Origin of the sequence: Streptomyces fuscichromogenes (assembly GCF_014645815.1) — a bacterium.
GTDB classification, from domain to species: domain Bacteria; phylum Actinomycetota; class Actinomycetes; order Streptomycetales; family Streptomycetaceae; genus Streptomyces; species Streptomyces fuscichromogenes.
Window position 1 is genome coordinate 85629 of record NZ_BMML01000012.1, and the last position, 22252, is coordinate 107880.

21 protein-coding genes are annotated in these 22252 nt (G+C 71.6%); 10 read left to right on the plus strand and 11 right to left on the minus strand.

The window, feature by feature from the left end:
* Positions 1-324 precede the first annotated feature (324 nt).
* The gene (locus tag IEZ11_RS25715; RefSeq protein ID WP_189265244.1) at positions 325-1674 is read left to right on the plus strand and encodes a transaminase; all 1350 of its coding nucleotides are present in this window, start codon (positions 325-327) and stop codon (positions 1672-1674) included.
* A gap of 38 nt (positions 1675-1712) precedes the next feature.
* Entirely contained in the window at positions 1713-2153 is a 441-nt protein-coding gene (locus IEZ11_RS25720; protein ID WP_189265245.1) for an Lrp/AsnC family transcriptional regulator, read from the plus strand.
* 28 nt (positions 2154-2181) lie between these two features.
* On the opposite strand, the gene IEZ11_RS25725 is transcribed toward IEZ11_RS25720, so the two are convergent.
* Complete coding sequence (locus tag IEZ11_RS25725; RefSeq protein ID WP_189265246.1) at positions 2182-3279, minus strand: PP2C family protein-serine/threonine phosphatase; 1098 nt, start codon at positions 3277-3279, stop codon at positions 2182-2184.
* Positions 3280-3520: 241 nt separating this feature from the next.
* Here IEZ11_RS25725 and IEZ11_RS25730 point away from each other — a divergent pair, with 241 nt between their 5' ends.
* Both IEZ11_RS25730 and IEZ11_RS25735 read left to right on the plus strand, forming a co-directional pair.
* The gene (locus IEZ11_RS25730; RefSeq protein ID WP_189265247.1) at positions 3521-4429 is read left to right on the plus strand and encodes a GNAT family N-acetyltransferase; all 909 of its coding nucleotides are present in this window, start codon (positions 3521-3523) and stop codon (positions 4427-4429) included.
* Between the two features lie 44 nt (positions 4430-4473).
* Complete coding sequence (locus tag IEZ11_RS25735; protein ID WP_189265248.1) at positions 4474-4794, plus strand: hypothetical protein; 321 nt, start codon at positions 4474-4476, stop codon at positions 4792-4794.
* A 97-nt stretch (positions 4795-4891) separates the two neighbouring features.
* Here IEZ11_RS25735 and IEZ11_RS25740 read toward each other — a convergent pair whose 3' ends face one another.
* The 4 genes from IEZ11_RS25740 to IEZ11_RS25755 form a co-directional block, all read right to left on the minus strand.
* Positions 4892-5779, minus strand: a complete 888-nt coding sequence (locus IEZ11_RS25740) for a Gfo/Idh/MocA family protein (RefSeq protein WP_189265249.1) — start codon at positions 5777-5779, stop codon at positions 4892-4894.
* A gap of 47 nt (positions 5780-5826) precedes the next feature.
* Entirely contained in the window at positions 5827-6810 is a 984-nt protein-coding gene (gene tgmB, locus IEZ11_RS25745) for an ATP-grasp ribosomal peptide maturase (RefSeq protein ID WP_189265250.1), read from the minus strand.
* Between the two features lie 15 nt (positions 6811-6825).
* Positions 6826-7017: a putative ATP-grasp-modified RiPP gene (gene tgmA / locus IEZ11_RS25750; RefSeq protein ID WP_089102565.1), complete on the minus strand. Its 192-nt coding sequence runs from the start codon at positions 7015-7017 to the stop codon at positions 6826-6828.
* A gap of 165 nt (positions 7018-7182) precedes the next feature.
* Entirely contained in the window at positions 7183-8055 is an 873-nt protein-coding gene (locus tag IEZ11_RS25755) for a fructosamine kinase family protein (RefSeq protein WP_373294971.1), read from the minus strand.
* A gap of 198 nt (positions 8056-8253) precedes the next feature.
* Between IEZ11_RS25755 and IEZ11_RS25760 the strand changes: the two genes are divergently transcribed.
* From IEZ11_RS25760 to IEZ11_RS25775, 4 genes are all read left to right on the plus strand, one after another.
* Positions 8254-10824 (plus strand): glycoside hydrolase family 2 TIM barrel-domain containing protein, encoded by a 2571-nt coding sequence (locus IEZ11_RS25760; protein ID WP_189265251.1) that lies wholly within the window; start codon positions 8254-8256, stop codon positions 10822-10824.
* Positions 10825-10932: 108 nt separating this feature from the next.
* The gene (locus tag IEZ11_RS25765) at positions 10933-12321 is read left to right on the plus strand and encodes a glycoside hydrolase family 43 protein (RefSeq protein ID WP_189265252.1); all 1389 of its coding nucleotides are present in this window, start codon (positions 10933-10935) and stop codon (positions 12319-12321) included.
* A gap of 235 nt (positions 12322-12556) precedes the next feature.
* A complete protein-coding gene (locus IEZ11_RS25770) occupies positions 12557-12985 on the plus strand; it encodes a hypothetical protein (RefSeq protein ID WP_189265253.1) in 429 nt (142 codons plus the stop codon).
* Between the two features lie 110 nt (positions 12986-13095).
* Positions 13096-13782: a class F sortase gene (locus tag IEZ11_RS25775; protein WP_189265254.1), complete on the plus strand. Its 687-nt coding sequence runs from the start codon at positions 13096-13098 to the stop codon at positions 13780-13782.
* Positions 13783-13817: 35 nt separating this feature from the next.
* Here IEZ11_RS25775 and IEZ11_RS25780 read toward each other — a convergent pair whose 3' ends face one another.
* The 6 genes from IEZ11_RS25780 to IEZ11_RS25805 form a co-directional block, all read right to left on the minus strand.
* A complete protein-coding gene (locus IEZ11_RS25780) occupies positions 13818-14825 on the minus strand; it encodes a LacI family DNA-binding transcriptional regulator (protein ID WP_189265255.1) in 1008 nt (335 codons plus the stop codon).
* A gap of 2 nt (positions 14826-14827) precedes the next feature.
* Complete coding sequence (locus tag IEZ11_RS25785) at positions 14828-16129, minus strand: glycoside hydrolase family 27 protein (protein WP_229713352.1); 1302 nt, start codon at positions 16127-16129, stop codon at positions 14828-14830.
* A 17-nt stretch (positions 16130-16146) separates the two neighbouring features.
* Positions 16147-17670, minus strand: coding sequence for an alpha-N-arabinofuranosidase (locus IEZ11_RS25790; RefSeq protein ID WP_229713353.1), 1524 nt, complete (start codon positions 17668-17670; stop codon positions 16147-16149).
* A gap of 179 nt (positions 17671-17849) precedes the next feature.
* Positions 17850-19295 carry a glyceraldehyde-3-phosphate dehydrogenase gene (locus tag IEZ11_RS25795; protein WP_189265257.1) on the minus strand — a complete coding sequence of 482 codons (1446 nt, stop codon included), beginning with the start codon at positions 19293-19295 and terminating at the stop codon, positions 17850-17852.
* A 189-nt stretch (positions 19296-19484) separates the two neighbouring features.
* Entirely contained in the window at positions 19485-19799 is a 315-nt protein-coding gene (locus IEZ11_RS25800) for a hypothetical protein (RefSeq protein ID WP_189265258.1), read from the minus strand.
* 194 nt (positions 19800-19993) lie between these two features.
* A complete protein-coding gene (locus tag IEZ11_RS25805) occupies positions 19994-20182 on the minus strand; it encodes a hypothetical protein (RefSeq protein WP_189265259.1) in 189 nt (62 codons plus the stop codon).
* Between the two features lie 164 nt (positions 20183-20346).
* On the opposite strand from IEZ11_RS25805, the gene IEZ11_RS25810 reads away from it, so the two are divergent.
* Both IEZ11_RS25810 and IEZ11_RS25815 read left to right on the plus strand, forming a co-directional pair.
* On the plus strand, positions 20347-21576 hold the full coding sequence (locus IEZ11_RS25810) for a hypothetical protein (protein ID WP_189265260.1): 1230 nt from the start codon (positions 20347-20349) through the stop codon (positions 21574-21576).
* A 200-nt stretch (positions 21577-21776) separates the two neighbouring features.
* Positions 21777-22151, plus strand: coding sequence for a hypothetical protein (locus IEZ11_RS25815; RefSeq protein WP_189265261.1), 375 nt, complete (start codon positions 21777-21779; stop codon positions 22149-22151).
* Positions 22152-22252: the final 101 nt, after the last annotated feature.

The following is a 22252-nucleotide window of genomic DNA, read 5'->3' on the forward strand; positions in this document are numbered from 1 at the left end:
GGGATCTCCGCTCACCTGTTTCGGACGCAGGGAACGACCGACGCCGGGCACTCGGCGCCGCCGCCCGCCTACCCGGCATATGCATGCTGGTAGATATTTCTAAGTGGCGGAAGGGGTGGCGAACCCTGGCGTTTCAGGGTGAATGTTCGAACACTGCACATTGGTGCTGATCCTGTACAGGTCATTGGATTCTTCCCGGTGGTCGGCCACGCTCGATTCCATCGCCACGGCAGTCGATTCGAGCGTCACATCTTGAAGTGCATGCGATTTCGGTCGTAGTCTCGGCCCGTTCCGTCGTCGCCCGCACTCGACCAGGGGTACTCCATGGACCGCACCCGACTGCACGCCCTCCTGGCCCGCGAGAGCGCCGAGGCCGAGCGGCGAAACCCGCGCTCCCGGGCGGCGTATGCCGACGCCGGCCATCTCTTCGGCCGGGTCCCGATGACGTGGATGAACAAGACCGCCGGCGCGTTCCCCCGGTACCTGGCGAGCGCCCGCGGTGCCCGGGTCACCGACGTCGACGGGCAGAGGTACATCGACTTCTGCCTCGGCGACACCGGTGCGATGGCCGGTCACTCGCCGGCCCCCGTGACCGAGGCGGTGCAGCGCCGGTTCGCCGAGCTCGGCGGGGCCACCGCGATGCTGCCGACGGAGGACGCGGAGTGGGTCGGCGCCGAGCTGACCCGCCGCTTCGGGCTCGCCCGCTGGAGCTTCTCGCTGACCGCGACCGACGCCAACCGGTGGGCGATCCGGCTCGCCCGCGCCGTCACCGGACGCCCGAAGATCCTGGTGAACAGCTACAGCTACCACGGCAGCGTCGACGAGTCCCTCATCGTCGTCGGTCCCGACGGCAAGGGCGCGCCCCGCCCCGGCAACGTCGGCGCCCCCTGCGACGTCACCCTGACCAGCCGGGTCGCCGAGTTCAACGACCTGGACCAGCTGGCCCGCGAACTCGCCCACGGCGACGTGGCGGCCGTCCTGATGGAACCCGCCCTCACCAACATCGGCATCGTCCTGCCCGAGCCCGGCTACCTGGCCGGCGTGCGTGCCCTCACCCGGCAGTACGGCACGCTGCTCGTCAACGACGAGACGCACACCTTCTCCGCCGGTCCCGGCGGCTGCACCGCCGCCTGGGGCCTGGAACCCGACCTGCTCACCATCGGCAAGGCCATCGGCGGCGGCATCCCGGCCGGCGCCTACGGCCTCTCCGCCGACCTCGCCGAGCGGCTCCTCGCCCGTGCCGACCTGGACCTGGTGGACATGGGCGGGGTCGGCGGCACCCTCGCGGGCAACGCGCTCTCGGTGGCCGCGACCCGGGCCACCCTGGAGCACGTGCTCACCGACGAGGCGTTCGCCCACATGGACCGGCTCTCCGCACGCTTCGAGACCGGCGTACGGTCCGCCGTCCAGGAGCACGGCCTGCCCTGGTCGGTCAGCCGCCTCGGCGCCCGCACCGAGTACCGCTTCGCCGACCCGGCCCCGCGCACCGGCACCGCGTCCGAGGCCGCCGCCGACCCCGAGCTGGAGGACTTCCTGCACCTCTACCTCGCCAACCGGGGCATCCTCCTCACCCCGTTCCACAACATGGCGCTGATGTGCCCCGACACCACCGAGCAGGACGTCGACACCCACACCGCGGTGTTCGGCGCCGCCCTGCTCGAACTCGCCGGCTGAGCACAGGAAAGGGGAGGGGAGGGGAGGACGCGGTGCACATGGACGACATCGACCGGGCCATCCTGCGCGAGCTCCAGGCGGACGGCCGTATCGCCTACGCCGACCTGGGCCCGAAGGTCGGCCTGTCCGCCTCCGCGGCCCGGCAGCGGCTGCAGCGCCTGCTGGACTCGCGGACCGTGCAGGTCGTCGGCGTCACCGACCCGATGGCCATGGGCGGCCAGGCGATGGCCCTGCTCGGCATCGGCGTGGACGGCGACCCCCGCGCCGTCGCCGACGAGCTCGCCGGACACCCCGAGGTGGTGTACTCCGTGTTCACCTCGGGCGGCTTCGACCTGTTCGCCGAGGTGGTCACGCCCGGTCCGAAGGACCTCCTCGACCTCGTCAACGACGTGGTCCGGCCGATCGAGGGCGTACGCGAGGTCCGGCCCTTCCCGTACTTCGGCATCCACACCCACCGCTTCCTGTGGGAGGTGGGCTGAGCGGCGGGCCCTCGGCGGTGCCGGCGGCTCAGCGGACGGCCGGGGTCAGCACGAGCATGGTGGCGTCGTCACGCACCTCGTAGCGCCCGGTCAGCTCCTTCCACACCAGTTCGGTGAGCGCGACCGCGTCCACGCCCGCGAACCCGGCGAGCCGCTCCGGGAGCGGATAGAAGCCCCCGGCCCGGTCGCGCGCCTCCCAGACCCCGTCCGAGGCCAGGAACAGCCGGTCGCCGGTCCCCAGCTCGACCGTGATCTCCTTCGCCGGGTCCACCCCCACCAGCCCGAGGCCCAGCGGAGCCCCCGGCGTGACGCCCACCTCCTGGGCCTGCCCGTCCCGCAGCAGCACGGGCGCCGGATGACCGCAGGCGACCATCCGCACCGACCGCAGATCGGCGGAGAACTCCAGCAGCAGGGCCGTGGCGAACAGCTCCGCGTGCGGGATGTCCGCCGAGTCCACCGTCAGTCTGCGGTCCATCCGCGCCGCCACCGACTCCAGGTCCGGCAGGTCGAGGACCGCCTCCCGGAAAGCCCCCAGCAGGGACACCACCGTGGCCACGGCGGCCAGTCCGTGCCCCCGGACGTCTCCCATCACCGCCCGGACCCCGTACGGGCCGTCGCGCACGTCGAAGAAGTCCCCGCCGACCAGCGTCCCGTGCTGCGCGGCCCGGTACAGCCCCACGCACCCCACCGCACCGACCCGCTCCGGCAGCGGTGGCAGCACGGCCCGCTGCACCGCCTCGCCCACCGCCCGCTCCGTGAGCAGCTGGGCGTCGCGGTGACTGCGCACATAGGACACGAACACACTCAGCACCGCGACGAACGTGACCGTGAGGAGATCGGTGTCGCCGGGATGGTTCAGATGGGTGGCGGGCACGTTGAGCAGGAGCACCACCAGGCAGCTGAGCACGGCCGTGGCCAGCGGGCCGTAGGAGAGAACGGCCAGCGGCGGGATGGCCCCGAGGAGGAAGCCGAAGTCGTGCCCGTCGGGGCTGATCAGCGTCGCCGCGGTCACGATCGCCAGCAGGACGACGGGCAGCACCCGGACCCAGCGTGGCGGCGGCGCACCCTGCAACCAGCCACGACCGTCCCGGTAGCCACGCGGCGACCAGCCGCGCACCGAAGTCACATCCCTAAGCTACGCCCGTGTCCGGTCGCCGGACCCGCCCCGATCTTGGAGGCGCGGGCGGAAAACCCGTGGACGCCACCCGGCCGGGCCCCTAACGTGTGAGCGCACGCCCGAGACCGGACGGAAGGAGGCGAGTGCGATGTGCATGACACCCATCCAGCGCTCCCTCCCCGTTTCCCGGGCGTGACAGGTCGGACCTGACCCGGGAGCGCTGCCCGTAGCACGCATCCCGGAGGAATTCGTGACCGATTCGGTCATCCGTACGCTCGACGACAACACCGGCCATCTTTTCGACACCCTGCCCGACCCGTTGCGCATGCGGGAGAGGCACCAGACGGCCGGGTTCCGCGCCGACTGGAAGCGCGTCGCCCTGCGCGACGGTCGCGTGGTCGCCCGCGCCGCCTGGTGGGCGGCTCCCGGAGCCACCGAGCCGATCCTGATCAACTGGTTCGACGTGGCCGAGGGCGAGGAGGAGGCCGGCGCAGAGCTGCTGCGCGGCGCGCCCTGGCGGGTCGAGGAACTGGAACTCGACCTGCCCACGGGCTGGCGCGAGGCCGCCGCCGTGCGCACCGCCGCCGAGACCAGCTTCGCCGCCGCCCGCAAGGCAGGCTTCGAACTCCTGGTGGAGCGGTACAACTACCGCTGGACGCCCGAGTGCGGCCTGCCCGAACGACCCGGCCGGCTCGTCTTCACCCCCGAGCCCGACGACGGGGTGTTCTTCGACGCCCTGCGCCGGATCCACTCCGTCACCCTGGACGCCCACGCCCGCCGCGCCATCGAACAGGGCGGAGTGGACCAGGCGGCCCAGGAGGAGATGGACTTCTTCCACTGGATGCCCTCGCCCCGCGCGTGGTGGCAGATCGCCCGCACCCCCGACGGCGAGCCGGTCGGCATCCACATCCCCGGGCGCAATCCGGGCGGACCCTGTGTCGGGTTCATCGGCGTGCTGCCCGAGCGGCGCGGGCACGGGTACGCCTACGACCTGCTCGTGGAGTGCACGCACTTCCTCGTCGAGCAGGGCGCCGAGTTCGTCGCCGCCGCCACCGACCAGGGCAACACGCCCATGGCCGCGCACTTCGCCAGGGCCGGATACCCCGTCGTCCGGGAGCGGGTGAACTTCTGGGCGACGGCCGCTGTCAGTGCCGGGTGACATGCTGAGAGCGCGGTGACCGACAGCTGACGGAAGGGGCCGGCATGGGGTTCGAGGGTGACGTGTGGCAAGTGCGGGGCGGGCGGGAACCGGTCGGCGAGATCCTCGTCGACGAGGCCGACTTCCCCTGGCTGCACGGCACCTTCACCCCCGGCCCCGGCTTCGCCGGCGTACGGGACCTGTTCGCCCGGGAGCTGGTGCTCGCCGAGGACGAGGACTGGGACGCCTGGGGGGAGGTCCAGGACGAGATCTGCCGCCAGGTGTCCCTGGTCTCGCCCGACGGCCCGGTCCCCGAGTTCCTGCTGCACATCGAGGGGGACCGGGCCTGGTTCAGATGGAGCGACGAACCGTTCGACAAGGAGTAGCTGAGCAGCGCCCCGAAGGGGCGCGGGGAACTGCGCGACCAGCCACGACGGAGCCGCGGACGAACGACGGCACATCGCGGCAATCCCGGCGGAGCGCCTAGCCGACGTCCTTGCCCAGCACGGTCTCCGCCTCCGCGAGGATCTCGGTGACCCGCAGCGCGAACGCCGCGTCGCAGGGGTGCGCCCGGCCCGTGCGCACGGCGGTGAGCAGGGCGTCGGCGGCCCGGGTCAGGGCCGGGACCGCTCCGTCCGCACTCCTCGGCAGAAGCGTGACCCCCGCCTCGCCCCGCAGCTCCACATCGGCCCCGGCCGCCGCCGAGGGCGCGGTGAGGCTCAGCGTCACCGTGCTCGACGCCCCGCCGGCGTGTTCGAGCACCAGATGCACGGTGTCCGCGGGCCCGTGCACGGCGGCCGCCACCCGCCGTACGTCGCCCAGGACCGGCAGCAGCACGGACAGGGCGTGCGGCCCCACGTCCCACAGCGCGCCCTTCTCCCGCCGCCACGGCGAGTCGGTGAGCGGGCCGGCACCGGCGAACAGCGAGCCCAGCCACTGCGCCCGGGCCGTGAACCACCCCGGCGTGGCGGCGTGTTCACCGATCCACGCCTCCGGCTCCGGCTGGAACCGGGTGGTGAAGAACACCACGGAGGCGACCCGGGCCCGCTCGGCCGCCTCCGCCACCGCCCGCCCCTCGGCCACGCCGATCGCGAGCGGCTTGTCCAGCAGCAGATGCCGGCCGGCCGCCGCGGCCCGCACCGCCAGTTCCGCCTGGATGACCGGCGGCAGCGCCACCGCCACCGCGTCCACGTCGCCGAGCAGCGCGTCCACGTCGTCGTACGCCCGGACGTCGTGCTCCGCCGCCAGTTCCGCGGCGGCCTCGGGGCGACGGCCCCACACCCCGACGAAGTCGAGCGAACCGTGCCCCGCGAGCGCGGGGGCGTACGCCGCCCGTGCCCAGGGCCCCGTCCCCAGCAGTCCGATGCGCATCTCCCGTTCCTTTCTCCGTACCCGGTCCCACATCGTCGCCCAGCCCGTCACGGCGCCGTGCCCCGCCCCCCGCCGACGGGCGTCCGGCACCGGTCGGTGCCGTGCGCCAGCCATCCGGCGATCGTCTCGGCGATCGGCTGACCGGTGTCCATCTCGACGAAACCGAACTGGCCCGACTGGTTGCACTCCAGGAACCACCAGATGCCGTCGGCGTCCTCCGCGAAGTCGAAGGCACCGTAGGCCAGCTCGGCGTCCTTCATATACGTACGGACGGCCTCGGCGACTCGCGGCGGTACCTCCGCTTCCTGCCAGGGAGAGTCGGACGGTGCGAACCGTACGTCCACGTCGTCCGGGTGGGCGTCCGGACTCACCGGCTTGCGGGCGGCCAGCAGCCGCTCGCCGACCACCGTCAGCCGGATGTCGGCCCGCTTGGTGACCCGCCGCTGCAACAGGGTCGGACCGAACGCCACCGCCGCGAAGTCGGTGTCCGGCGCCACCCGGCTGGTCGGCACCGCCCGCGGCGGCTCCTGCGGATGCGCGCCCGACACCGGCTTGACCACGAGGTCCGGGAACCGCTCCGCGAACTCCCGGGCCGCCTGCGGAAACGTGGTGATCAGCGTCGCGGGCACGGCGAGCCCGCTGCGCTGCGCCAGCCGCAGCTGCCACGGCTTGTGGCGGGCCCGGCGGGCCGCGTCCGGATGGTTCATCCAGCGCGCCTCGGTCCCGCGCAGCATGCCGTACAGCGCCTGTTCGGACTCCTCGGTGAGCCAGCTGGACGGCTGTGCCGCCCGGGAGGCCGCCACCCCCGGCCTGCGCAGCCAGATGGAACGCAGGCCGTTCATGCTCACCAGGCGTCCGTTCACGGACAGGTGTCCGCGGCTGACGCCCTGCACATACTCGCCCGACAGGGCCACACCACTGGTCAGATCGGCAGGATCGAGGCGGACGACGGGCACTCCGGCCTCGTGCAGCCGGAGGACCACCATGTCCGCCGTCACGTCCTCGTCACTGGTCAGGATGAGCACGGTCATCGTGAGGATCCGCGATCAGTCGTCGAAGTGTGTCTTGGAGCCCGCGGTGGAGGTCGTGGTCCCCAGGGCTCTCAGCGTTGCGTGATCGGTGGCTGCGATCCGGCCATCGTGGAGAACGTTCAACTGCAGTCCGGAGTCATACGCGTACGGAGTGGTGACGTCCAACTGCACTGCGGGGCGTGCATAGTTGAGCGCGAACGGTTGCATGGTCTCTCCCTGTTTCGTTCTTCCATGCACTTATACGATTCGAACGCGTGGTTGGTTTCCTTACTCTGCGTAATCTCAGCCCGAATTAAGAGCTTGTTAAGGGAGAAACGGCGAATCGCTCCTGCACGTGGCCGATTTCACATTCCCGTGCGGCACATGACGGTGTCACATGTCAGCGAAATTCCGTGATGTCGTCAAAGCCTGTTCGGCATAGCTACGTCCGAAGAGCGCGGCATGTACCAGCAGCGGGAACAGCTGGTGCAGGCCGATCCGCTCCGCCCAGCCGTCGGACAGTGCGGCCGCCTCCTGATAGCCCGCCACGATCCGGTCCAGATACGGGCAGCCGAAGAGACGGAGCATCGCGAGGTCGCTCTCGCGGTGCCCGCCGTGCGCGGCCGGATCGATCAGCCGGACCGCGTCGTCGGCGCCCCACAGGACGTTGCCGCTCCACAGGTCGCCGTGCAGCCGGGCGGGCTGCTCGGGCGGCCCCGCGAGTTCCGGCAGCCGCTCGCAGACCCGCTCGACCACGGCGGCCTCGCCCGGCCGCAGGGTCCCACGGTCGACCGCTGCCCGCAGATACGGCAGCACCCGGTGCTCGGCATACCACCGCGGCCAGTCGGTACCGGGCTCGTTGCGCATCGGGGCGCGGCCGATCCAGGCGTCCCGCGGGCCGTCCGGCGGCGCCGCCCCGAAGGCCGGGGCCCCTGCGGCGTGCAGGGCGGCCAGGGCGCGGCCGAAACGCGTCGCCGCCCCGGCACTCGGCCGCCCGGTGGGCACCAGCTCGGTCACCAGCCACCGCTCGTCGTGCCCGAGCACCTCCGGTACCGGCACCGCCCCGGCGGCGGCCAGCCAGCGCAGCCCGGCCACCTCGGCGCGTACCGCCCCGGGGCCGTCACCGCGCTTGACCACGACCGCCCGGCCGCCCGCGAGCGTCACCTCCGCCAGGCCGCCCGACCGCGCCCGCGCGGCGGAGACCGGCCGCCCGGTGAGCCGGGCGGCCACCGCGTCCGGCCCTTCGCCGCAGTCGACCACGGCCACCAGGGTACGGTCCGGCCCGGTCCCGGCGGGGCCGGAGTGGCTGAGGAGGCGTCATTGACAGCGCCGGGCCGTCCCCTAGCGTGGACTCCCGCACAGCACGTCGTACTGCTTTCGGTATCTCGAACGACACTCCGTGGGGCGTGGAACGGGACCTCCTCGCCCCACGTCCTCGATCCCCGCCACCACGGAGAGCCGACGATGAGCGAGCAGCGAAACGGCGGAGTGACCCGGCGTCAGGCCCTCGGGCTGGCCGCGGCAGCGGCCGCGGGGCTGGAAGGCGGTCTGCTGCCGTCGCCGGCGACGGCGAGCGGGGGCGGCGGCCCGCGTGAGCGGTCCTTCGACGAGGGCTGGCTGTTCCTGCGCGGCGACGCCGACGGCGCACCGCAACCCTCGTACGACGACAGCGCCTGGCGCCCGCTGGACCTGCCGCACGACTGGAGCATCGAGGACCTGCCCTACGCCCCCTCCACGGACGGCTCCGCCACCAGCGATCCGTCCCTGCTGGTCCTCAAGGACCCCGACCCGGACCAGCCGCCGGCGCCGCAGGTGATCGGTCCGTTCGACACCGCGCGCAGCGAGAACGGCGGGTCGACCGGCTACACCGTCGGCGGCATCGGCTGGTACCGCAAGCACTTCGCCCCGCCCCACGGACACGCCGAGCTGCGCTTCGACGGCGTCTACGAGAACGCCGACGTCTGGCTCAACGGCGTCCACCTCGGCTTCCACCCCTACGGCTACACGTCGTTCGCGTACGACCTGACCCCGTATCTGGACCGCACCGGCCCGAACGTGCTCGCCGTACGGGTCGACAACAGCGGCCGCAACAGCCGCTGGTACTCGGGCTCGGGCATCTACCGCCACACCTGGCTCACCGTGACCGGCCCGGTCCGCATCCCCCTGTGGGGCGTCCATGTCACCACCCCCGAGGTGGCCGTCCACCGCTCCGTGGCCCATGTCGAGGTGACGGTCGAGGGCGGCCCGGCGGACGTACGCGTCACCGTCCTCGACCCGCACGGCGCCCCGGTGTCGACGGGGCGGACCGCCGCCGACGTCCACGGCACGGCCGCACTCGACCTGCCGGTCCGCTCCGCCGCCCTGTGGTCCCCGGACTCGCCCAGCCTCTACACCGCCCGCGCCGAGGTGCTGGTCCACGACCGGGTCGTCGACACGGTCACCACCCCGTTCGGCATCCGCTCCCTGCTCTGGAACGGCGAGGCCGGCTTCCGGCTCAACGGCGAGCGCGTCAAGATCACCGGCGGCTGTGTCCACCACGACCACGGACCGATGGGCGCCGTCGCCCTCGGCCGCTCCGAGGAACGCCGGGTCGAACTCCTGAAGGCGGCCGGCTTCAACGCCCTCCGTACCGCCCACAACCCGCCGACCCCCGCCCTCCTCGACGCCTGCGACCGGCTCGGCATGCTGGTGATGGACGAGTTCTTCGACGTCTGGGACACCGGCAAGAACCCGCAGGACTACTCCCGGTACTTCGCCGAGTGGTGGGAACGCGACCTGACCGGCACCGTCCTGCGCGACCGCAACCACCCCAGCGTGGTGATCTGGTCCCTGGGCAACGAGATCACCGACACGACGAACGGCGAGCGCGGCACCCAGCTCGCCGCAGCCCTCCGCGCCCTCGACCCGACCCGGCCGGTCACCCTCGGCGGCGGCTCCACCTTCAGCGCCGACGACCCCTCCTGGAGCTACGTCGACGTCGGCGACGTCCACTACAACGCCAACGGCCGGACGTACGGCCCGATGCACGCCGCCCACCCGGAACGGGCGATGACCCAGAGCGAGGGCTTCCCGGCGACCATCCACCAGGACACCAGGTTCGTGGCGGAGAACGACTGGGCCGTGGGCAACTGGGTCTGGGCCGCCTGGGACTACCTCGGCGAGTCCGGCATCGGCAAGACGCCCATGGCCCCCGCGGGCACGGCCGCGTCCATCGGCGACCAGAGCGTCATGCCTGGCTGGTCCCTCGCCCGCACCCTCCACCACTCCTGGGGCGGATTCGGCTACCCGTACCCCTACTTCCAGGGCAACTGCGGCGACCTGGACCTGATCGGGCAGCGCAAGCCGCAGAACCACTGGCGGGCCGCGGTCACCGGGCGCAGCCCGGTCGAACTGCTGGTGGAGCGCCCGGTGCTGCCCGGCACCGAGCAGGTCGCCGTCTGGTGGGGCTACTTCGACGAACTCGCCGGCTGGACCTGGGACGTGGACGCCGGCCACCCGATGACCGTGCACGTCTACACGGCGGGCGACAGCGCCCGAATCCTGCTCGACGGCGAGGAACTCGCGACGGCCGTACCCGAGCGGGCCATGGCCACCTTCACCGTGCCCTACCGGCCGGGCGAGTTGACGGCGGTCGCCCACCGCGACGGCAGGGAGATCGGCCGTACCACCCTGCGCACCGCGGGTGCCCCGGCCGCCCTGCGGCTCGTCCCCGACGTACGGTCCCTGACCACCGGACGCGACGATCTCGCCCACGTCCTGGTGGAGGTGACCGACGAGGACGGGCTGCCGGTCCCGGACGCCACGCTCCGGGTCGACTTCGGCGTGCGCGGTGCCGGGGAGCTCGTCGGCGTGGCCAACGGCAATCCGCACAACGTGGACAGCTTCAAGCGGCCCCGCCGCCACACCTGGCACGGCCGGGCCCTGGCCGTGCTGCGCCCCGCGAAGCGGCCGGGCCGTCTCGCGCTCACCGCCACGGCGGCCGGTCTGCGGCCGGCGACCCTCGTGCTCCCGGTGCGCACAGCGAATTCTGAGTAACTCCCTTGTTACGCAAGCATTGACGCGCCCCACGCGCCCCTCTAGTTTCTGATCGGTTTCCCGAACCGTGTCCGAAATCCCGGACAATCCCCCTCGTCTGGAGCGCACATGAACGGCACCCCCCTGTCGCGCCGTCACTTCCTCGGTGCGGCCGCGACCGTCCCCCTCGCCGCCACCGGCGCCCTCGCCCTCGGCGCCGGAACGGCCCGGGCCGCGACCGACTCGGCCTATGTGATGTGCTACTTCACCGAGTCCCCGAACATGCTGGCCGCCAACTACGGCCTGCACCTGGCCGTCAGCACGGACGGCCTCCAGTGGACCCCGCTCAACCAGAACGCCCCCGTCGCCACCCCCACCGCGGGCTCCCTCGGCCTGCGCGACCCGTTCATCCTGCGCAAGCAGGACGGCACCTTCGTCGTCCTCGCCACCGACCTGTACGGCACCGACTGGACCTACGTCAGCCAGTACATCCACGTCTGGGACTCCACCGACCTGCGCACCTTCACCGGGTACCGGCGGATGAAGCTGCACGACATGGACACCCACGCCTGGGCGCCCGAGGCCTTCTGGGACGCGGGGCGCGGCACGTACGGCGTCATCTACTCCGCCGTCAACGACAGCGGCCACAACGTCATCATGATCAACTACACCGCTGACTTCATCACCGCCGGCGACCCCCAGGTCTTCTTCGACCCCGGCTACGACGTCATCGACGGCGACCTGGCGGTCGGCGTCAGCGGCGTCAACTACCTGTACTTCAAGAAGAACTCGACGCTCGTCGGGGCCCGTTCCACCTCACTGGACCCCGGCAGCTTCACCGAGTTCTCCACGGCCGTCTCGCACAACGGCACCGAGGCCCCGACCCTGGTCAAGTCCCTCACGTCCAGCTCGACCTGGTACCTCTGGGGTGACACCTGGGACCCCAACGGCGTCTTCTACGCCTGGCAGACCAGCGCCCTGTCCGCCGGCACCTGGACCGCCCTGGACCAGAAGACCTACACCCAGCCGCTCAACTCCAAGCACTGCGGCATCCAGCCCATCACCTCGACCGAGTACGCCAACCTGGTCGCCAAGTGGGGCACCCCCACCTGGAACCGGCTCAAGTCCTACAACTACCCGGCCCGCTACGTCCGGCACAGCAACTTCGTCGGCCGGATCGACCCGTACGCCTTCGACCCGTACACCGACGGCATGTGGACGCTGGTCCCCGGCCTCGCGGACAGCAGCGGGGTGTCCTTCCAGTCGGTGAACTACCCGACCCGCTATCTGCGCCACTACAACTACCAGCTCGAACTCGACGAGAACGACAGCACCACCGCGTTCGCGCAGGACGCCACGTTCTACCGGACGGCCGGCCTCGCCGACTCCTCCTGGTCCTCGTTCCGCTCGTACAACAACCCGACGCGCTACATCCGGCACTCGAACTACGTGCTGCGCATCGACCCGATCTCCACGAGCACGGACCAGGCCGACGCCACCTTCTACGTCGGCTACTGACACCACGGCGGGCCCGCCATGCGGCGACACGCCGATGACGGGCCCAGGACCGCCCGAATGGCGGCGTGTCCCGGCTCGGGATTGACCCAGCCGGGCGGTGTTGGGCGTGTCGGCACCACGGATGGGCGGCCTGGATGGTGCGAGGAGAGGGGTGGGCTGACGGTGGTTCATGTCGGGGCCGGGTCGTTACAGCTGATGGAGTATCGGCGCCTGGCCACGGCGGAAGGACATCGAGATGCGTTCTGCCCGCATGATCCTCGCGACGACGGCCGCCACCGCGGCCCTCGCGTTCTCCGCTCCCGCGGCCCAGGCCTCGGGCTCGGGGAACGGTGACGACGGAGGCCGTGACGACTCCTCCTACAGCAGCAGCAACAGCAAGTTCGACCCCGAGTCCTACAAAGGCCAGGACGACGAGGAGAAGGGGGACCAGGGAGGCAAGCAGGACCAAGGGGGCAAGCAGGACCAGGGGGGCAAGGGGAAGGACGAGGGCGGCTCGTCGTGGGGCGGCGACGAGGAGAGCGACCGGCCGCACGGTGGCATGCACACCGGCGGCGGCGGTCTCGCCACCTCCGGCGTCACCGGCGGCGGGCTGGCCGTCCTCGGAGTCGCGGCCACCGGTGCCTACGCGCTGCGGCGCAGGAGGGTCCCCGGACCGGCGTCCTGACGGGCCCGCGCATACGGGGGCCGCGCTGCCGTCGGCGCTCCACACGCCGACGGCACCGCGACCCCCGTGTCCCGCCCTCCCGCTGCCGTGACCCAGAAAGGTGACCTCCGATGGCGGCTGGCCCCACCACCCCGAACCCCGACGACCGCGAAGGCCCGGACGGTCAGGGCGGCCCCGCCGGCTCCCCGCGCGGCGGACGGCTGCCCGTGTGGGGCATCGCCGTCCTGCTCCTGGCCGTGACGCTGATCGGCGGACACAGCAAAGGCTCCGCCGCCGCGGGCAGCAGCCCGGCCGGGATCACGGACGCCCTTCCCTCGGCCGATCCGCTCCGGTCCGGCGAGGCGCTACCCCGGTCCACGCCGACCCGCCTGCTCATCCCGAAGATCGCCGTCGACGCCCCCTTCACCGCCCTCACCATGGGCTCCACGGGTCAGCTGGAGCCCCCGCCGGCCGACAACACCAACCTCGTCGGCTGGTACTCCAGGGGCGCGGCGCCGGGCGAGGCGGGCACCTCGATCATCGCGGGCCACGTCGACACCAAGACGGGGCCGGCCGTCTTCGTCAGGCTGGACGAACTGGAGCGCGGCGACCGCTTCACGGTGAGCCGGGCCGACGGCACCGACGCGAACTTCGTGGTCGACGCCGCCGACACCTTCGCGAAGGACGACTTCCCCAGCGACCGCGTCTACGCGGACACCCGCCGCCCCGAGGTACGCCTGATCACCTGCGCCGGCGACTACGACCACGACGTCAAGGACTACACGGAGAACCTGGTGGTCTTCGGCCACCTGATCTGACGGACCCGATCCGGCGGCACGCCACGGAGCCCGCCTCAGCCGCCCGTGGACTCCCGCACCACCAGGCGGAACGGACCGGTGAACTCCTCCCGTTCCGGCCCCGGGCCGCCCTGGTCGATGCGGGCCGTCAGCAGGGCGACCGCGCGTTCGGCCATCAGGTCGTGGTCCGGGTCGACGGTGGACAGGGAGGGGACGAGGTACGCGCTCTCGTCGACGTTGTCGAAGCCGATCACCCTGACCTGCTCCGGCACCCGGACCCCGGCGTCGGCGAGGGCCCGCAGCACGCCCATCGCCACCGTGTCGGTCACGCAGAACACCCCGTCGAAGCCGAGTCCGTACGCCATCCGCTCCCGGACGCCGCGGGCGGCCTCCCGCATGGTGAGCGACTCGGTGGTCACCACCAGCTCCGGGTCCGCCGGCAGCCCCGCGGCGGCCAGCGCCCGCAGGTATCCGGCGTGTCGCAGGCTCGACACGTCGGCCTCACCGCCCAGCCGCCCGCACACGATCGCGATCCGCCGGCAGCCCCGCTCGACGAGATGGCGGGTCGCGGCCTCGGAGGCCGCCTCGTTCGGCATGGCGACATGGCCGACGGGCCCGCCGAAGATCCGCTCGCCGAGGATCACCACCGGATGGTCGACGTCGAGCGCCCCGACGTCGGCGGGTCCCATGCCGACCGTGCTGAGGATGAGCCCGTCGTAGAGCCGGTTGCGGGACAGGGAGAGCGCCGCGAGCTCGTTCTCGCGGCGGGCGTCGGTCTGTTCGATGCTCACCCGCAGGCCGTGCCGGGCGGCCGCCGCGATGATCGAGGCGGCCAGCCGGCCGTAGTACGGGCGGTTGATCTCGGGGACGGCCAGGCCGATGGTCCCGGTACGGCCCCTGCGCAGGGTGCGGGCGGCCACGTTGACCCGGTAGCCGAGCCGGTCCACCGCCTCCAGGACGCGTTCCCGGGTGGCCGGGCGGACGTTGGGGTGTCCGTTGATCACGTTGGAGACGGTCATCGCCGACACCCCGGCGGCCTTCGCCACGTCCTGGATCGTCGCCACGGTCACTCCCGCCGATCGTCCTCGGCAAGACGATAGAGGGCGGCGCCGTGGGCGGGCAGCACGGCCACCAGGTGCCGGCCGTCGTGGGCGGTGTCGGTGCGGGTCCACAGCTCCCGGACGCCGTCGCGGGGCGTGGCGCCGATCGCGCCCAGCGGCACCTCGACGCGCCGCTCCTCGTCGGCCAGCGAGAACACCGCCGCGTACCGGGCGTGCCCGTCGGTGTCCCGGGCGGTCCACAGCACCAGGTCCCGCTCCCGCAGCACCTCCTGGTTGCCGGTGCTGTGCCACAGGACGTCGAGCGCCTCGTCGTTGCTGAGGAGTTCGATGGTCTCGGGCGGGGAGGTGGGCAGGTCGCCGCCCATCATCAGCGGGGAGCGGGAGACCAGCCAGAGCGTGAGCAGGCTGACCTGCTCGGGAAGGGTGAGGGCCGACTGGCGGTCCGTGCCGCGTTCGGCGCGGATCCCGATGTGGCCGAGCGGCAGCATGTCGGCGTCCGCCCAGCCCCGCGGGCCCTGCGAGGGGGCCCAGCGGGCCATCCGCGCGAACTGCGCCTCGACGTCCTCCCAGCGGTCCCACAGGTCGTCGCAGACCCGCCACATGGTGGCGTGCTCCCGCAGGTGGTCCAGGCGGGCGAGGGACATGTCGGTGCCGGGGGAGAGGCTCAGCTCGATGTCCCGCCCGCTGCGCTCGATCGCCCGCGCGTAGGCCGCGATCTCCCGCTCGTGGTACGGGAAGAGCATGTCGTCGGCCTTGACGAAGTCGACGCCCCAGGCGGCGAACTGGGCCACCTGGGAGTCGTAGTAGGCCTGGGCGCCCGGGTGGTCGTGGTCCAGGCCGTGGTTGTCCGAGTTCCAGGCGCACACGGAGTCGGTGTCGGCCACGTCCGCCGCCGTGAACTCCGTCCCGAGCACGGGCAGTTCCGCCTCGACCGCGCGCCGTGGGATGCCCCGCATGATGTGCAGCCCGAACCGCAGGCCCATGGCGTGCACCCGTGCGGCCAGCGGCCCGAACCCCGCCCCGGCCGTGGCCGAGGGGAACCTGTTGGGGGCCGGGAGCTGACGGCCGTGGCCGTCCAGGACGAGCGGGGCGTCCGGGTTGTAGCCATGGGCGCGGGCGGTGGGCTCGTACCACTGGATGTCGACGACGACGGTGTCCCAGCCGTGCGGGAGCAGGTGCTCGCGCATGAACTCCGCGTTGGCGAGGACCTCTTGCTCGGTGACGGTGGTGCCGTAGCAGTCCCAGCTGTTCCAGCCCATGGGCGGTCGCAGACGGCGGGCGGGCAGCGGACGTGCGGGTCGGGTCATGTGCGCACTCCTGCGGGTCAGCGCTGGTTCAGGGGGGCCTGGACGGTCATGAACGAGTGCGGCGGGAGGGCGAGCCGCAGTCCGCCGCCGGTCACGGACACGCCGTCGAACGCCCGGGGGGAGACGGCAGCCGACGCCTCGGGGGTGTTGTGGGCCTGGAGCTTGTCGGCGGTCAGGATCCGGGCGGCCGGTTCGCCGAGCGTCCCGCCGCGCAGGTCGAGGGTGACCTCGGTGGGTTCCTCGGCGTGCAGGTTGCTCAGCGAGATCAGGACCGTGCCGTCCTTGACGCTGGCGGAGGCGGACAGGGTGTCGAGTTCGGCGCCGTCCACCGTGCGGCGGGCGTCGTCCGCGCTGAGGTGCACGGCGAGTGAAGTGGCGTCCTGGTGGCCCTTGTTCATCTCGAAGACGTGGTACGTCGGGGTCAGCACCAGGGCGTCGCCGTCGGTGAGCAGCATGGCCTGGAGGACGTTGACGGTCTGGGCGATGTTGGCCATGTGCAGACGGGCGGCGTGCTTGTGGAAGATGTCGAAGTGGGTGCTCGCCACCAGCGCGTCGCGCAGGGTGTTCTGCTGGAAGAGGAAGCCGGGGTTGGTGCCGGGCTCCACGTCCCACCAGGTGCCCCACTCGTCCAGCACCAGACCGACGGTGCGCCCGGGGTCGTAGACGTCCATGACCGTGGAGTGGCCGGTGAGGATGCGGTCGATGCGGCGGGCCGACAGCATGGTCCGGTAGTGGTCGTCGGCCGTGAACTCGGTGGCGCTGCCCTTGGCCTCCCAGGGGCCGGAGAGCGTGTAGTAGTGGACGGACAGGCCCTGGAAGAAGTTCTTCGGGGTGGCCTCGCAGCCGAAGCAGCTGATCTGCTGCATCAGCGTCTCGGTCCACTTGTAGTCGGCCTCGGAGGCGCCGGAGGCGATCCGGTAGAGCTTGTTGTCGCCGTGGTCGCGGCAGTAGGTGGCGTACTGGCGGGCCAGGTCGGCGGAGTACTCGGCGCGCATGTTGCCGCCGCAGCCCCAGGTCTCGTTGCCGATGCCCCAGTACCTCACCCGCCAGGGCTCCTCGCGCCCGTTGGCCTTGCGCAGCCGTACCATCGGGCTGTCGCCGTCGCGGGTGAGGTACTCGACCCACTCGCTCATCTCGCGGACGGTGCCCGAGCCGACGTTGCCGCTGATGTAGGGCTCGGCGCCCAGCAGTTCGCACAGGGCCATGAACTCGTGGGTGCCGAAGTGGTTGTTCTCCTCGACGTTGCCCCAGTGCGTGTTGACCATCCGGGGGCGCTGCTCGCGCGGGCCGATGCCGTCCTGCCAGTGGTACTCGTCGGCGAAACAGCCGCCGGGCCAGCGCAGGTTGGGGATGTCCAGCGCGCGCAGCGCCTCGACGACGTCCAGGCGGATACCGCCCTCGTTGGGGATGGGGGAGTCCTCGCCGACCCAGAAGCCGCCGTACACGCAGCGGCCGAGGTGCTCGGCGAAGTGGCCGTAGAGGTGGCGGCTGATCGTCGGGCCCTCGATGTCGAGGTTGATGATCGCGGTGGCGGTGGGCACGCGGGTACTCCTGTCCAGGAAGGCCGTTGTTCGGGACGCTTCTGTTCGATATGCAGAACGTCGTTCGTCTCTCCGTTTGTATCGATAAAAAGCTGCCATCCGGCCGTGGGCGCGTCAAGAGCGCGGACAGCCCGGCTCCCTGCGGGCACAGGGAGCCGGGCTGTCGCAGGTGAGGGGTGTCAGACCGCCGGGGACGGGAACGTCGGGTACTCCACGCCCGAGACGTGCTGGACGACCCGGACCACCTGGCAGGAGTAGCCGAACTCGTTGTCGTACCAGAGGTAGAGGATCGCGTTGTCGCCCTCCACCTTCAGCGCGCCGGCGTCGACGATCGACGCGTGGCGCGAGCCGATGAAGTCGCTGGAGACCGCGTCCGGGGCGGTGATGAAGTCGATCTGGCGCTTCAGCGGCGAGGTCAGCGACACCTCGCGGAGGTAGTCGAGGACCTCCTCGCGGGAGGCCTCGCGGGCCAGCTGGAGGTTGAGGATCGCGATCGACACGTCCGGCACCGGGACCCGGATCGAGCTGCCGGTGATCCGCGCCTTCAGGTCCGGCAGCGCCTTCGCCACGGCGGAGGCGGCGCCGGTCTCGGTGATCACCATGTTGAGCGGCGCGGACCGGCCGCGGCGCTCCGACTTGTGGTAGTTGTCCAGCAGGTTCTGGTCGTTGGTGAACGAGTGCACCGTCTCCACGTGCCCGCGCAGCACCCCGTACTCGTCGGCCATCGCCTTCAGCGGCGGCACGATCGCGTTGGTGGTGCAGGACGCGCAGGACAGGATCTGCTCGTCCGGCTTGATCGTGTCGTGGTTGACGCCGTGCACGATGTTCGGGACGTCGCCCTTGCCGGGCGCGGTCAGGACGACCTTCTCGATGCCCGGGCGCAGGTGGTTCGACAGGCCCTCGCGGTCGCGCCACTTGCCCGTGTTGTCGATGAGGATGGCGTCCCGGATGCCGTACTCCGTGTAGTCCACGGCGGACGGGTCGTCGGCGTAGATCACCTTGATCTCGTTGCCGTTGGCGAGGATCGTGCTGTTCTCCTCGTCCACGGTGATCGTGCCCTGGAACTGGCCGTGGATGGAGTCCCGGCGCAGCAGCGAGGCGCGCTTGACGATGTCCTCGCCGCCGGCGCCGCGCACCACGATGGCCCGCAGTCTGAGGCCGTTGCCCGAACCGGCCTTCTCGATGAGCAGCCGGGCGACCAGGCGGCCGATGCGGCCGAAACCGTACAGGACGACGTCCCGCGGTTCCCGGCGGTCGATCTTGTTGGCGCCGGTGGCACCGGCGACCGCCTCCGCGGTGAACGCCTCGACGCTCAGGCCCCGGTCGTCGGCCTTGTGGGTCGCGGCGAGCATGCCGATGTCGATCTGGGAAGGGCCGAGGTCGAGCGTGGTGAGCGCCCGCAGGAACGGCATCGTCTCGGTGACCGAGAGCTCGGCACCGTCGATCTGGCGGGCGAAGCGGTGCGTCTTGAGGATGCTGACGACCGACTTGTTCACCAGGGAGCGGCTGTGGAGGAGGACCGTCACGTCCTGCTCCCGGTGCAGCTTCCCGATGAGCGGGATCATCGACTCCGCTATCTCCTCGCGGTTCTTCCAGTTGGTGAACGAGTCGTCGTTGACAGTCACAGACCTGAATCTCTCGATCGAGCTGGGTGGCGCTCATATGGTAAACCGGCCGGTCAATGATCGATCAAGGGGGTCCGGGTGTGATGCCGGTCGCCTGCTCGGCCCTGTGGCGTCCGGGTGCCCGGCAGGCCGGTGGCGCCGCTCACCACGACGTGATCGGCGCCACCGGAGGGTCGAACGGAACGCGGCCTAGCGGGGGTTGAAGACCACGCTGGCGAAGTGGACGCTGCCGGCCGCCGAGTGCCCGGGGGCGATCCGGTGCGTGGCGCCCTTGCACTTGGGCTTGCTGTAGACGACGAGCGCCTTCTTCGTGGCGTTCTGCGGCCCACGCGCCTCCTGTGCCATTTCGAGGCACTTGCGGTCCGGCGGGTTCTGGATGGCGTACGCCTTGCCCTTGGGCCCCACCCAGACGAACGTCCCCTGGGCGGCGGCCGCCGGGCCCATGGTGATGACGGAGAGGGCGAGCCCGCCGAGAGCGACGGCGAGCGGACGGAGCAGGCGCATCGTGAAGTCCTTCGTGAAGTGCGAGAACAGTGACAAGGGTGACAAGGGGCTACGGCAACACCGAGGCCCGACGTCATCACACACCGTCACCGCACCCGAATGCCTCGACGACACGGAAACGTCCCACGTCCGGGGGACCCGCGTCGGCGTGTCGTTGCGCCGGGTCCGGCCGGCGCGGGCGTGGCGGGGACGGCTCACACGAGGGCCACCACCAGGGCGACCGCCACGGTGAGCGCCGACAGGCCGACCATCGCGGTCCGCCATCCGAAGCGCGGGGGCGGCCCCGGGGGTACCGGATCGGGGACGTGCCCGTCCAGGTGGGGACTGTCCAGCCAGTAGGCGTCCGACAGCCGGGCGAAGGAGGGAGTGTCGCTGGGACCCATGCCTGTTCCAACGTCCTTGACGCGCGCGGGAGTCGGCGTGGCCGGTGGCGTCACACCATCGGGGCAATCGGCTCCCCGGACCCCCGCGGGCTGGGCAGCGGCCGCGGCGATGGTTATAAAGGTGGTATTGCGCGTTTCACCTTGGGGGGCGGGGGATGGCGCGGTTGGAACCCTTGGAACCGCAGCGGATCGGGGGCGTGTTCCAGGAGTCCGTGCCCGCCGGGATCCGCCTCGCCCTGCGGCTCGCGGCCCGGCTGCCCGTGGTCCGGCGCCGGACCACCCGGACACCGGCCGGCGAGCGGGCCTGGTCCCTCACCGCCAAGACCAAGATCCTGCTGATCGGCCTGGGGTCCTGCCTCACCCTGCTGGGGCTGGCCGAGGCCGCCGGAGCGCTCGGGCCGTCGTCCGGGGACGGCCGGCGGTGGGCCCTGGACTACCTCTTCTCCGGCCGCACCGAACTCGGCGGCGCCGGCCTGGCGTTGCTCCAGGACCCGGCCGGACTCGTCATCCTGGCCGTCGTCTTCGTCACCCCCGTCTTCTGCTGCCAGCAGGTGCAGGCCATCGCCGCCTTCGTGCAGATGAACGAACGCAACGGCGGTACCGAGAAGCTGCTCGACGAGGAGGTCCGGCGCCTGAACGAGCTGGCGCGGAAGACCAACCAGTGGTTCCGGGTGCTGGGCCGCTGGTGGGTGTCCCTCACCCTCCTGCTGGCCATGGCGCTCGGCACCTTCCTGCTCTACCGCTACGTCGACGCCCACGGCCTGATGGAGACCTGGAACCCCACGGACGTCTCCGACACGGCCTGGCGGACCGCGGTGTACGACGGCTGGTGGGGCAACTGGCACCGGCACCCGGAACTCGCGGTGGCCCTGTGCGTGGCCGGCACCCACGCCTTCTACGTCCTGTCGAAGCAACTCGTCATGGGTGTCGTCTTCACCGTCTACCTGTACCGGTCCGACCTGCTCGGCTTCGGGGTGACCCCGAACATGAGATACGACAGCGACGGCTTCCAGGGGCTGCGCCCGCTGCGCCAGTTCATGCTGTGGACCTACGGATCCGCCCTCGCCCACATGACCGGCCTGCTGGTCCTCTTCATGATCTGGCTGCCGGCGCGACCGTGGATGGTCTTCATCGTGCTGGTCGTGATGCTGGTCGACATGCTCGTGATCGTGTACCCGTCCTCGATCGGCTACCACTCCGCCCTGACCGTGAAGAAGGACCACGTGCGGCACCTGTACGACAGCGAGCCCCCGGGCGACCCGCGCAACGCGGCCATCGCGCAGGTCTGGTCGAAGCCGGTGCTGCCGGTCACCACCCGCAAGGCCATGACCGGCATCTTCCTCTACCTCCTCGCCCCCGCGGTCCCCGTGCTGATCCCGCTGCTGTTCCGCTAGGGGCCGCGGGAAGACGGCTCGGAGCAGGGTCCCCGGTAGCCGGTCCCGGCGCACGCGTTGTCCGGCGTGCCGGCGGCGTGCCGGCAGAGTCCCGGTGCTCGTGCCCTGGACCTGTCCGGCGGATCACGCGGACCGCCCTCGTGCGGTCGGATCCGCTGGGTACGGTGGCAGTCGGCACATCGGTGATGGGGAGGGGCACAGTGATCACGGGCTGCGTCGTCGCGGAGAGCCTCCGGCCGGGCGCGGTGCTGGAGCTGGCCGGTCTGCGGATGTGCCGGGTGAGCCGGGTGGACCTGGCCGGGTCGGCGCGCGGGAGCCAGCCGCCGGTGTGGACGATTCTGGAGTTCGAGAGCGACGCGGAGGACGACACGCCGTTGGCTCAGGCGCTCTCGGACGGCCTTTCCCCCGACGGCGGCTGGTACGCCGACTACCGGGTGGGCGACAGGGAGCGAGTGGTGGTCTTCGCCGGGCGTGTGTTCCGCTACTCGGGTGCCGACGACCCTCGTCGCCTGGAGGCCGTCGCGCATGGGGCGAGTGTGGGTGTGCCGGAGCATCAGCTCGACTGGAAGGACTGAGGAACGTTCGGCGGGTCGTGGCCGCGGCCGGAGGCGGATGACCGGCGGCGCCGGGCGCCTGCGCCGTCGGCGATTCAGTGCCGGAATTGCCAGACATGGGG

Bases quoted from the DNA above. Each gene is read 5' to 3' on its own strand.
- IEZ11_RS25715 (WP_189265244.1), top strand. From the start codon at position 325: ATGGACCGCACCCGACTGCACGCCCTCCTGGCCCGCGAGAGCGCCGAG.
- IEZ11_RS25720 (WP_189265245.1), top strand. From the start codon at position 1,713: ATGGACGACATCGACCGGGCCATCCTGCGCGAGCTCCAGGCGGACGGC.
- IEZ11_RS25735 (WP_189265248.1), top strand. From the start codon at position 4,474: ATGGGGTTCGAGGGTGACGTGTGGCAAGTGCGGGGCGGGCGGGAACCG.
- IEZ11_RS25740 (WP_189265249.1), bottom strand. From the start codon at position 5,779: ATGCGCATCGGACTGCTGGGGACGGGGCCCTGGGCACGGGCGGCGTAC.
- tgmB (WP_189265250.1), bottom strand. From the start codon at position 6,810: ATGACCGTGCTCATCCTGACCAGTGACGAGGACGTGACGGCGGACATG.
- tgmA (WP_089102565.1), bottom strand. From the start codon at position 7,017: ATGCAACCGTTCGCGCTCAACTATGCACGCCCCGCAGTGCAGTTGGAC.
- IEZ11_RS25760 (WP_189265251.1), top strand. From the start codon at position 8,254: ATGAGCGAGCAGCGAAACGGCGGAGTGACCCGGCGTCAGGCCCTCGGG.
- IEZ11_RS25765 (WP_189265252.1), top strand. From the start codon at position 10,933: ATGAACGGCACCCCCCTGTCGCGCCGTCACTTCCTCGGTGCGGCCGCG.
- IEZ11_RS25770 (WP_189265253.1), top strand. From the start codon at position 12,557: ATGCGTTCTGCCCGCATGATCCTCGCGACGACGGCCGCCACCGCGGCC.
- IEZ11_RS25775 (WP_189265254.1), top strand. From the start codon at position 13,096: ATGGCGGCTGGCCCCACCACCCCGAACCCCGACGACCGCGAAGGCCCG.
- IEZ11_RS25785 (WP_229713352.1), bottom strand. From the start codon at position 16,129: ATGACCCGACCCGCACGTCCGCTGCCCGCCCGCCGTCTGCGACCGCCC.
- IEZ11_RS25800 (WP_189265258.1), bottom strand. From the start codon at position 19,799: ATGCGCCTGCTCCGTCCGCTCGCCGTCGCTCTCGGCGGGCTCGCCCTC.
- IEZ11_RS25805 (WP_189265259.1), bottom strand. From the start codon at position 20,182: ATGGGTCCCAGCGACACTCCCTCCTTCGCCCGGCTGTCGGACGCCTAC.